Source organism: Paenibacillus sp. B2(2019) (assembly GCF_008370385.1).
Lineage (GTDB): Bacteria > Bacillota > Bacilli > Paenibacillales > Paenibacillaceae > Paenibacillus_AQ.
This window is the reverse complement of the sequence record NZ_VTZR01000008.1, coordinates 67,587-80,201: the sequence shown is the minus strand read 5'-3', so window position 1 is coordinate 80,201 and position 12,615 is coordinate 67,587. Positions and strand designations below refer to the sequence as shown.

The 12,615-nt window shown below is 46.4% G+C and carries 4 protein-coding genes; all 4 read right to left on the bottom strand.

Annotated features, from left to right (window positions below; translation table 11 throughout):
• Positions 1–7: 7 nt before the first annotated feature.
• Genes PAENI_RS07410 through PAENI_RS07395 form a run of 4 tightly spaced genes read right to left on the bottom strand, consistent with a single transcriptional unit; the run spans position 8 to position 12,584 of the window.
• The gene (locus tag PAENI_RS07410) at positions 8–940 is read right to left on the bottom strand and encodes an ABC transporter ATP-binding protein (RefSeq protein ID WP_149644847.1); all 933 of its coding nucleotides are present in this window, start codon (positions 938–940) and stop codon (positions 8–10) included.
• 27 nt (positions 941–967) lie between these two features.
• Positions 968–2,911 (bottom strand): beta-ketoacyl synthase N-terminal-like domain-containing protein, encoded by a 1,944-nt coding sequence (locus tag PAENI_RS07405; protein WP_149644846.1) that lies wholly within the window; start codon positions 2,909–2,911, stop codon positions 968–970.
• An 11-nt stretch (positions 2,912–2,922) separates the two neighbouring features.
• Entirely contained in the window at positions 2,923–7,791 is a 4,869-nt protein-coding gene (locus PAENI_RS07400) for a type I polyketide synthase (RefSeq protein WP_149644845.1), read from the bottom strand.
• Between the two features lie 20 nt (positions 7,792–7,811).
• Positions 7,812–12,584 (bottom strand): type I polyketide synthase, encoded by a 4,773-nt coding sequence (locus tag PAENI_RS07395; protein WP_188114502.1) that lies wholly within the window; start codon positions 12,582–12,584, stop codon positions 7,812–7,814.
• Positions 12,585–12,615 lie beyond the last annotated feature (31 nt).

Genomic DNA, 12,615 nt, shown 5'->3' with positions numbered 1-12,615 from the left:
GTACCTCCTAATCCCGAAGGGTCCTTCCGGTTAGAGTAAGAAAGACGCTTTCCAGGCTAGGTCGCTCAACACCTATGGTAATAATCTCGGCGTGTGCGCTGGTTAACCGTTCAATCATACGGGTCAAGTTATTGCTGCCTTTTGTCGAAACGACTGTAATCCTGTTCTCATCTACCAAGCACTCAGTTACGCCTTCTACATTCTTCAGACTGTCTGCATACATTTGACTCGTCGCAGCCACTTCGATAAAAGTCTTTTCCTCATTCGCAATTTGTTCCTTTAGTTCTTCACTAGTGCCGCAAGCGATTAAACGACCTTCATCCATAATGGCAATGGAGCTGCAAATCTCCTCAATCTCCTCCATGTAATGGGAGGTATAAATGATAGTGGAGCCTCTCCGGTTTAATTCGCAGATAGATTCGAGAATATGATTTCTGGACTGGGGATCTACGCCAACCGTGGGTTCATCCATAATAATCAGCTTCGGCTGGTGTACGATCGCACAAGCAATATTTAATCGGCGCTGCATGCCTCCTGAATATTTGCCCGGCTTATCCTTTCTGCGGTCCCATAATCCTGTGAAATTTAATGCTTCTTCTACCCTTTCCTTAAGAAGCTTTCCTTTCAATCCATAAAGCTTGCCGAAAAACGTTACATTCTCGTAGGCAGTCAGCCCTTGGATTACGGCAATATCCTGCGGAACAACACCGATTTGCTTTTTGATTTCCGTTCCTGCGGATTTCATCGTTTTGCCAAACAGAAGAATCTCGCCTTCCTCAGGATCACTCAATCCACAAATAGTACTAATCAAAGTTGTCTTCCCTGCACCATTCGGGCCTAGCAGACCGAAGATTTCGCCTTCTTTTACCGTCAGACTTACTTGATTTACAGCCGTTTTATTCTGGTAGCGTTTTACGATGCCATTCAGTTCCAATATCATTAACTCTCACTCCTCTTAGATAATTGATTATTGAGCCCAGTGGCGAGTACGGTTAAAGGGATACACCGGCACGCTCAGCTTGTTCCAGCTTGAATCCTTATACCATAGCTTCCAGTCCAGTACGGCTCCGTTAACGAATAATTGGCAGATCTCCCGCGCAATTTCCGTCTGTTCTACGGGTGCCTTTCTATCCTGCAATGCTGCTTGGAGAAGCAGGTTTGCTGTCTCCGATTGTTTTCTCCTCTGGCTTTCGGTGATCGCAGTGTCAGATGATCCTGCTGCGTATATTCCCTTATCCCGTAAATACCTTATGCCACTGCTGATGATCTCCTGAAGACGGATAAGCAGTTCCTCTAGGCTCGTAACTGGAATAGCCAAACGGTACTCATGCTGACCTCTCCCTGTATTGGCTGTATGGCATAAGTCTCCTATAGCGCTTGAAGGGTGATCCTCAATCCAGGAGATATACGCGTTCACCAATCGGATCAGCGAAGTCTCGTTAGTGGCTGAAAGTGTGAAGATATGCATTTTCAGACGCTGTTCCTTCTCTGGCGAAGTTGTTTTGGAGACCGCAACCTCTTTGCTGCCATTGTCACTGAAAGCTTCCTCCACAATTAGATGACAGTTGGTTCCGCTATAGCCATAAGAATTGATTCCCGCTCTTCTCGGAGTGCCTTCAACCTCCCAAGCTACCTTTCGATCATTCACATAAACGGCAGACTGAACAAATGGGATAAAGGGATTTGGCTCTTGAAAGCCGCCGCTTGGAGGTAGCGTCTTGTGCTTAAGTGCACCGATCACCTTGAGCAAGGAGGCAACACCTGAACCGGCAACCAGATGACCAATGTTTCCTTTCGTAGAGCCTATCGCACAGAACTGTTTCTTATCTGTCCGTGTTCTGAAAGCAGAAGTGATTCCGCTAAGCTCTATCGAATCGCCAAGCTTTGTCGCGAGTCCGTGTGCCTCTAAATAGGTAATCGTTTCAGGATCTATCTTGGCATCTTCCCAAGCATCAGTAATTGCATTTCGGATTCCCTCTGCGCTCATTTCCGCCAGTTTACTTGTGCTTCCATTATTACTGAGAGCACTGCCCTTTATGATGGCATGAATGTGATCCCTATCCTGTACGGCCTTCTGCAGGGGCTTCAATAAGAGAACTACTACTCCTTCTCCCCAGGTTACCCCTCCAGGACTGCGGTCAAAGACTCGCGTAGTATCTTTGCTAGTCTCAAGCATGCTGTTCTGAACGATAGGATACAGAAAGAGATTAATACCACCCGTAATGGCCATAGTGCATTCTTTATTCCGAATGGCTTGGCAGGCCGTATGTACGGCTGCCATGCCGGAAGAACAACCGGTATCCACAACTAGACTAGGACCGTTAAGATTCAAATAATTTGAGATCCGACTGGCCAGAATTCCTGTCCATGAGCCTAAGAGCGTATCTGCATCCCTTGTTCTTTGAACATCCAAGTAAGAAAACAACATTCGATGGGTATGATCATTGCCAACATATACACCAGTCTTACTGCCATGGAGCTTTGTTCCCCCATATCCCCCCTCTTCGAGCGCTTCATAGGCTGTTTCTAGAAAGAGTCTTTGATAGGGATCTATGCTCTCTGCTTTTTTCGAAGGAATCCGGAAGAATTCAGCATCAAATTGATCCAGATTCTCTAAATATCCACCACTGAAATAAGGATCACTGCCACGTAGATGCTCCGGAAGGAAGACATCCATGTCCTGCTTTCTGCTTTTCGGGAAAGGAACAACCGAGGAGATACCATTCTCCATGTTGCTCCAGAATTGCTGTGGATGGTCAGCACCCGGCAGTTTACAAGCCAGACCGATAATCGCAATGTCACGGTTAACTGGAGCCATCTTTTTCAGCATAGTTAAGGCTGTACCTCTATCGAGTTCACCTTTTTGAAGAAGCTCCAGGATTTTGCGATTGATAACCTCCGTCTCACTCATGCTCCCCCTCCTTACTCCAAATCTGCGGCGATAAACTCAAGGACACTAGCCATATCCGCATCTCCGGTCTCAAACTGCCCAAGTAATTGATCCAGATATTCTTCCTCTGTAGCATCCTTATTCTCAGGCGCGGTAGATGGTTGGATTACCCCTCGTTTGGTATCGATATATTCCGCCATCTCTGCTACATTCGAATAGGTAAACATATCAGAAATATCAACGAGATCTGGGTATTCACGATCGATGTACTTTAACAGCTCGGTGGCCATAATTGAGTCACCACCCATCGCGTTGAAGCTCTCATAGATGTCGATCACAGGCATGTTTAGACCGCGAGCATAGATATAGGCAATGGTGCGTTCAGTCTCGGTGTATTCATCTTCACCCTTCCCACTAAAGGTGATTTCTCCAAGAGGTTGTGGTGTTGCGGAACCCCCTGCCGCCCCCGCATGCTGCTGATGTTTGCTGAGCATTTTTCGTAAAGAGCGAGACAGACTCATCGGTAATTGCGGCTCGATCGCTGAGAGTAGCGTAAGATTGATTTCACCAGGGATCACATTGGATAGATCCGTTTCTAGGAGCTGGCTGATCACTTCAAAAGCTCGCTCATTATTCACGGAGCGGAAGAGCACTACATCCTCAGAAATGTTGTAGTCTACTGCCATTCCGACCTCACTCCAAGCTGGCCAGTTTACTGTGGCTGTTTTGCCTGCCACTCTGCGGCGCTGGGAGGAGAATGCATCCAGATAGCTGTTGGCTGCTGTGTAATCGCCTTGGCCTCTTGAACCGAACAAGGTAGCGATGGAAGAGAAGCTGATGAAGAAGTCCAAGTGATCTTCCCTTGTCAAATGATCCAGCAGCCACGTTCCATACAGCTTCGGATGAATAACTTCATCAAAGATTCCTTTCTCTTTGCGAATTAGGAATCCGTCACCAGCTACACCCGCTCCATGGAATACCCCACTAATTCTTCCAAACTTATGGCGCAAGGTACTTAAGGCTTCCGTTACCTCATCTTCGTTACTAAGATCTGCGCTGAAGCACAGCACTTCAGATCCCAGCTTCTCAATTTCTTGAATCTTCAATAATTTGTCGACAAGGGACTGTTGTTCGCCTTGTTCGATAATGGTTGCCCACTCCTTTTTATCTGGCAACTGTGATCGGTTAATCAAGCCTAAACGCACCGAATGTTTGGAAGCTAAATGCCGCGCCAGTGCCAACCCGATACCACCGGTACCACCAGTGATCACATAGACCCCATCAGCCGTAATTTCCACCGGCTCCGACTTGACTTGATCCCAATCCACATGGCCCAATTGCTCGGTATATCGCTCGTTCTCACGATAAGCTACCCGAAAGTTTGGAGCTGTGGTTCCAATCTCAGCAATAACACGTTCAGCCGAAGTGTTCGGGTCTATTTCAATACTGCGGCAGGATAGTTCCGGGAACTCCTGAGCCACTACCTTCGTTAAGCCTAGCAATGCAGCATTATGCGGATGAATAACACGTTCTTCCCCATTCACTTCATGAGCATTATCTGTAAGAATGATAAGTTCAAATTCCTGCTTCACTTTGCTCTGAACATACGCTCGGCTCAAATGGTAAAGACTGTCTACCCCTTGCTTCACGGCTTGCTTCAGTACAAAGAGTTCATTAATTTGTTGATCTCCAGCTAATGACAAGGTATGAATGATTTTATGAATTCCACTGCCAGCCAGATCTTCGAACATCCGGCGATATCCAGACTCCGTACCATCAATGATGATATGGTTGTCATCGATCTGCTCATAAGCCTCTCCCCACTGCGCTTCAACGATGCTCATGCCCTTTTTATGCATTTCTGCCATTAGTGACCGCGTAAATTCTGAATCTTGTTTAAGAATGAGAACCTTTTCTCCGGAAGCGAAAGCAGGAGCTTCTTCGATGATGGGAGCAGCTACCCATGATGTTTTGTAGTAATGATGAAGCTGGTTCGATTCTTTAAATTGTTTCACTTGAATTCGCTTAATCGTGTACTCTTCGATTTCTGCGAATACTTTGCCGTCCATATCTGTCAAAGAAATATTAAATTTGATAGTTTCTTTGTTCTTGGACTCTTTCTCAATTTTGCGGATATGGGTATAGAAGCGTTCAGGCATTGCTCTATAAAACTTGAAGTTCTTATAGGAGAGAGGAAGATACATACCCTCACCGAAGCTTTGTGTAGCGGCATTAACGGCATTGTCGAGCATGCCGGGATGTAATCCATACTGCTCCAAATCTGAAACGAAGGCTTCGGGAATGTTCAGCTCGGCAACAACATCCTTTTCTCCTAAGTAGACTTGCACTACATTCAGCCATCTTGGACCGAATGTAACTCTGCCACTCTTGTTCGTTAATGCATCATTATCGACAATCAACTCATGGCGTCCGCTCTGATTTTGTAATTGCTCCAGAGGATAAAATACATCTTCGACATCAGACATCGGATAAATATCTACCTCCATATGGGCGGTCCACGTTCCAGCAGCTTCTTCCTCCTGCTTCGCTTCACTCGCTACGATCAGGTGGAGATGATCCCGTTCCCTCTGCACGATAAACTGAACTTCTTTGTTCTCTTCTTCTCTTACCGAAACTGGGGAAAGGAAGATGATATCCTTCAGTTCCAGACCGCTGTTCGGATAATATCTTTTTCCAATTTCTCTGGCAATTTCCACATAAGCGGTACCTGGTACGATGCAGGTGCCAAATAGCATGTGGTCCTTCAGCACCCAGTGCTTTTCTGTGTTTAGAGAGACCGAATAAACCTCCTGCTTGTAAGACTTGAGAATACAGCGGTCAATCAAAGGATAATTCCCCTCTTTCATAGGTTCCGTTGCTGCCTTCAACTTACTGACCTTAATCTCTCCCCAGTAAGGAGTGCGTTCAAAAGGGTACACCGGTAGACTCACCTTCTGTATCGCCTGACCTTGATACAAGGTAGACCAGTCTATCATTGCTCCTTCTACGTAGAGCTTTCCTAACTGCCGGTAGAGATCAGCCGTCTCAGACTCCGTATGGATTTTCGTGAGAAATAGGGTAGCTTGCTTCCCTTTCTCCGTAAGAACCCGTCTTTCGCTTTCGGAAATTTCACCTTCATCCTTCAGCTTCTTCTTATCAGAGACCACCTTATGTTTGCCAAAATAGATATCCGGCTGATCTTTGATCGATTCTAAGCCCTCGCGGTGTACCCAGGCTATTTTGCTGCGAAGTTCCTCTACGTTTCGGGCAACAACAGACAATCTGTATTCGAAATGCCCTCGGCCAGTATTAGAGGTGTAGCAGATTTGGGCTAGACTGGCCGATGGTGAACCTGCTAAGTATTTATTGTAGCGATCGACAATACGCACCAACGCTTCTTTGCTTTTACCGGATAACGTCAGCATTTGCTGCTCATCTGCTGCTTCCTTGCTCGATTCAATTCTTTCCGGTGCCTCCTCCAGCACGATATGGCAGTTCGTACCGCTAAATCCGAACCCGCTCACACCACCTCTGCGAGGATGTTCCCCCTTTTCCCAAGTTGTGAGTCGATCTACAACATACAGTGGGGAATCCGTGAATGGAATGTGTGGATTCGGCTCCTCGAAATGGAGGCTGGCTGGTATTTTTTTATTCTTAAGACTTAAGATCACCTTCAGAATACCAGCAACACCAGATGCACCAACCAGATGTCCCATGTTCGTCTTGGCTGAACCGATCCCGCAGAATTGACTTTTGGTCGTCTTCTTACGGAACGCATTGCTCAGACCTTTGATCTCAATCGGATCTCCAAGCAAGGTTCCCGTGCCATGTGCTTCAATGTAGCCAATGGTTTCAGGGTTAATTCCAGCCTGTTCCCAAGCTTTGGTGATTACTTCCTCCTGTGCGATTGGATTAGGAGAAGTAATTCCGTTGGAAGCACCATCATTATTAGCTGCACTTCCTTTGATTACGGCATATATATGATCTCCATCCGCAAGTGCCTTTTGTAGCGGCTTCAGCAGCAGTGCTGCAACACCTTCACCAAATACTGTACCTGTAGATTTCTTATCGAAGGTTCTGACGATGTTATCCGTGGAGGCCACGGAACTAAGTACGTCATCACTTCCGTCTTCAGTATTGCCTTGAGCAGAGGTTCCCACGGAAATTCCGCCGGCAATTGCCATATCGCACTCCTGATTCCGCAAGGCTTGACTGGCGGTGTGAATAGCCACCAGACCAGAAGAGCAGGCGGTGTCGACCACCATGCTTGGTCCGCGCAGATTGAACAAATAGTTAATCCGGCTAGCCAATATGCCTTCCCATGTCCCCGTCAAATGCATAGGGTCCGGTTCCGTCAAGAAGCGGTAGAACGTTCCAGAGGTGCAGTCTCTTCCTACATAGACACCAGTATTGGTGCCGACAATGCGATCTCCGCCATACCCTCCGTCTTCAACAGCACTCCATGCAGTTTGCAAGAACAGTCGTTGTGCAGGGTCCATAAAACGTGCTTCGCGTGGAGGAATATTGAAGAATCCCGCATCGAACATTTCAATATCCTTGATATAGCCAGCTTTAACACTCTGTGATTCTTTTTTCTCTTCCTCTGTCATCAGCTTCTGGCCAAGGAACTCCGCATAATGGGCGTTATCACTTAGAGGAGAAAAATATTTTCTACGTTCTTCCGGGTATTCCACCATGCAGGACTCCCCGTTCTCTAAGTGATTCCAGTAAGCCTCTGGAGAGTCTGTATCTGCGAAATTACAAGCAATCCCAATGACTGCAACATCACTATTTTGCTTGTTATCCGAATTGTGTATTTCTAATAGGAGGTTTTTAGCATCTTTTTGTGACAGATTTTGTCCAGCTACTTGTTCCAAAATATACTTTTTAACTTGCTGCATCTTCCCATCTCCTCACAATATTAGTCCTGTATATAGGCGTCCGCTTGATCCGCAGCAAGCTTACCAGATGCGAGCCGCTCCAATATGAAATCAATGTTATCCTCAAAGCTACTGCTTACATTCACGCCTTCGATAACTGCAGGAACGGTCTTGCTTTCAATAAAGCCTGCCATTTCTAGAATGGTTGAATAAATGAATACATCCGTAATGTCGATAACACCGGGATATACCTTCTCTACTTCCTTCAGCAGATGTGAAGCCAGAAGAGAATCCCCACCAATCTCAAAGAACTTGTCATAGATGTCGATTTCACTCATGCCAAGAACCTTCGCCCAAATGCCTGCGATGCGGAGCTCAGTTGGAGTTAATGCCTCTCGATCCTTCCCTTTGATCGTAATCGCAGCATCCAGGTTATCAACTTGCTCTAAATTATTACTGCTCGTATGACTTCGTTTATATTTAGCATTCAGCGCAGGCGATAAGCTGACCGGAAGAACTGGAATCGATTCAGCAAAAATCGAATCATTCACTTCACCTACAAGCACCTGTCGATGCTCTAAGCTGCCGATAGTTGTTAAGGCCAGAATCCCTTCTGCAGAAGTTAAGGGTTTGAACATGCCCGCCTTCTCGCTGACACCGTAGTCCAGAGCCATTCCGGTTTCATTCCAGCCTGCCCAATTAATGGTGAGGGTCTTTCTACCTTGCTTATTTCTGAAAAATGAGTACGCATCCTGATAAGCATTCGCGGCGGTATAATCACTCTGTCCAGGTGCGCCAAAGACCGAGGTCAAGGATGAGCAGAGAATAAAGAAATCCAATGGATCTTTCTCCGTAAGCTTGTCGAGCAGCCACGTCCCTTGTACCTTGGGCTTAAGCACTCTCACCATTTCTTCCACTTCTTTGCGGATGATGTAACCCTCCCCAGCTACACCTGCACAATGGATCATGCCGCTCAGCGTTCCATACTTCGCGCGGATATGTTCAAGCGTAGGCTCAAGCTGGTTCTCTTCCGTAATATCTACTGACATCCATTCCACTGTAGCTCCGCAGCTCTCCATCTCTCTCACTGCGTCTAGCAGCCGATGATATCCAGCCTGCAATTTCTGTTTCGCCAGTTCCGGTTGATGCCCTTTCGCTGGATAAGCGGTTCGGCTTAAGAGAATAATGGTTATATCTCCGAAGGAAGCAAGATATTTACCTATCTCAAGCCCAATACCTCCTGTTCCACCCGTGATTACATATACTCCACCCGGTCGGATCTTCAATCCATTCTCAAGTTCCCGGTGAAGTTGAAGTTCAGTGAACTGCTCTACATAACGAACGCCATTTCGATAAGACGAAGTGAATTCCTGCTTAGGCATAAGTATCTCTGCACTGGCTGCGGATACAGACTCATCTCCATCGAGCTCTACGCAGCGAACTGGAATTTTGGTATTTTCATGGCTGATTACTTTAGCTAGCCCGAAGAGTGAGGCATGATGAGGATGGATTTTTTGTTCCTCACCGTTCACTTCAAAAGCTTCAGTAGCCATAACAATAAGCTCCATCTCTCTTCCCCTCTTGGTACCCGCTAAAGCTTTAGATAAGTGAAAGAGGCTAATTACGCCCAGTTGTATTTGTTCATTCACTTGCGCCACAGTTGCCGGGCTCTCGTCTTCCGATAAACCCCAAGCGTGAATGATTTTGTCCGCTGATAGATGTTTGGTAGCCTGAAGCAATTGTGCAAATCCTTCCAGCGTGTTAGGCAGTATAAAGGTTCTCCCATCAATCTGCTGAAACACTGTTCCGAGAAGGACTTGCGTAACCTCTACCCCGGAGGATTCTAAATACCTAGACATCTTCTGACAAATAGAGCTGTCATTCGCCAACATGATCATTCGCTTTGGTTGAGTCTGAGTTTCGGTCAGCTGAGCATCTCTCGGTTTGGGTATCCAGCAAATCTCATGATATTTACTCTGCTTTCCTGAGATCTCTTGCAGCTTCGTCTCGAACTCATGCAACTTCTTAATCGTGTAGTTTTCAATCTCGCCGAAGACTTCGCCATCTAGATCCACCAGAGAAATATCAAAGGCTGCTACTTCGTCGCTGGCCTTGGACATGCTTTTTCTCCTAAGATAACTATAGAATCGACCAGGGATTGCTTTTGCGAATCTGGCTTTTTCGTAGTGAAGTGGTAAGTACAGCCCCTCTCCCGCAGTACCATTAGCAGCGTTAACCGCACCATCCAGCAAGGATGGGTATAAATAATATTTCTTCATCTCATCCACATAAGCCTCAGATATTTCTAGCTTCGCAAGTACCTCATCATCGCCAATATAAAGTTTGCGAATATTTCTCCATCTAGGACCAGTGTGCACAAGTGCTCCTGCCAGCGCCTCATCATCGATGATCAATTGGTGGAGACTACGCTGCTGAATCTCGCTGATATCCAGCTTCTTAGGTTTCCCGCTAGCTAATGGATAAATAAATCCCTCGGCATGCTTCACCCACTCCGATTCCGGTCGCGCTTTGCTCACAATCGTGAATTCCAGATGGTCAGCGAACATCCGAATACTGGTCTGAACCTCTTTCTCTTCGTCCTGATCCACGACTAAAGGTAGTGTAAAGAGGACATTTCTCAGCTCGATATTCTGGCTTCCATAATACTGACTACCTACCTCACGGGCCATTTCAATATAAGATGTTCCAGGAAGGATAGAATGCCCTCCAAGCACATGCTCGCGAAGCTCCCAATGTCTTTCGATACTAAATATCGTGGAGTAAATTTGAGTATCTATCGACTTAGCTAAGCATCTGTCCAATAGAGGATGACCAATGGTTTTCTCAGAAGCAGGTCTGCGCTCATGGTGACCTTTACTTTCTATCCAGCATCTTTTTCTAGTGAATGGGTATAAAGGAGCTCTCGTCTTGTGAATTTCTTGCCCCTCATACAGATGCTCCCATTCCACTTCAGCACCTCTCGTGTATACCTTAGCCAATGCGGCAAGAGAAGCCGTATCTGCATGTTGTTTTAAGCGGATGATCCATTCCTCAGCCTCACAAGTCAGGCGGTGTTTATCTTCCTTAGTGATTTCGCCCTGCTCTCTGCTCTCTTTCAGTTGGGAGATCAGTTTGCTCTCTCCGTAATAAATTCTGGGAGAATTAACGTTCTCTGGATCTTGATTCAGCAGAATTTGTAAAAGATCCCGAAGTTCCTCCTTATCCGACAAAAGCAGCGCTAAACGGTAATTGTAATGTCCTCTTCCTGTATTTGCTGTATAGCATAGACTTTCCAGTGCAACTTCCGGTTCGGCCAGCAAGTGCTCACTGTAATGTCCAACTAAAGCTTTGAGAGCTTCCTTACTCTTCGCCGACAGTATCAACAACTGCTCCCCAGATGCGCAAGATTTATGAATTACAGGAGGTGCCTCCTCCAGAATGACATGACTGTTCGTGCCACTTAAGCCGAAAGAGCTGACTCCACATCTCCGTGGCCCCTTTTCATTCTCCCATTCCATTAGGCGGTCATTAATGTAAAGGGGGGAATCGATAAAGGGTATGCTCCGGTTCGGGCGTTTGAAATGCAGGCTAGGAGGGAGCTTTTTATAATGAAGAGAAAGAATAGCCTTAATCATACCCGCCATGCCTGCCGCACCGTCTAAATGTCCAATATTCGTCTTCACGGAGCCTATTGCACAAAATTGCTTCTTATCCGTATGTTTGCGAAAGGCACGCTCCAATCCATTCATTTCTACCGGATCGCCCAGCTTCGTGCCTGTTCCATGTGCTTCGATATAAGTAATGGTGTTAGGATTAACTCTGGCATCCTCCCACGCCTTAAGAATCACAGCTTCCTGTGCGGCAGAATTAGGGGCCGTAATCCCCACCGAGCTGCCATCCTGATTAATAGCGCTGCCTTTAATGACCGCATAGATATCGTCGCCATCGAGCATGGCTTGGTGCAGAGGTTTCAGAAGTATGGCTCCCACACCCTCGCCGCCTCCCGTACCATCCGAGCTGTCGTCAAAAGTTCGGGTTCTGCCATCTGAAGCGCTGATACCGATATCTTCGTTCTCACTCTTCACTCCCGGAATCAGGTTCAGCTTCACCCCACCTGCTACAGCCAAATCGCAGTCTCCGTTACGTATAGCTTGGCATGCAATGTGAACCGCTGTTAAGGACGAAGAACAAGCGGTGTCAATCAACATGCTCGGACCCTTAAGATCGAATAAGTAATTGATTCTGCTCGCGATAATGGACTTAATATTTCCCGGGATGGAAATGTTGAATAGAGAAGGATCCGCCATTTCTATAAAGCGTAAGTATTCTTCCAATGAAATATTGCAGTATCCAACATAAATCCCGGTTTTACTGCCTACCAGTTTCTTACCTCCGTATCCGGCATCTTCAATGGCCCCCCACACTGCCTCTAGAAACAGTCGCTGATTCGGGTCCATCAAACTTGCCTCTGTAGGAGAAATAGAGAATAGCTGATAGTCAAACTTATCAATTTCCTCCAAATATGCTTTTTCAGAAAAGTTTAATTTCTTTGCGTCATCAGCATTCATAAAATGTCTAAGATAGTTCTCAGCATCGGCTCTTCGTTCCTGTGGATAAGGTCCAATCTGGTCCTTTCCGGTGCTTAAAGCATCCCAGTATTCATAGCGATTCTTAGAGCTCCCGAATTGGCAGGAGAGCCCGATCACTGCAATATCCCGTCTGGATCCCTGATCCATTCTATTTGTTCCGGGTCTGGAAGCTTCCGTATCTCTCTTCCGCCTTCCGCTTTCAAACTTAAAATCATTGTTTGCCATGCCCTTCACCTCCATCTAGTCCCGTGATCAG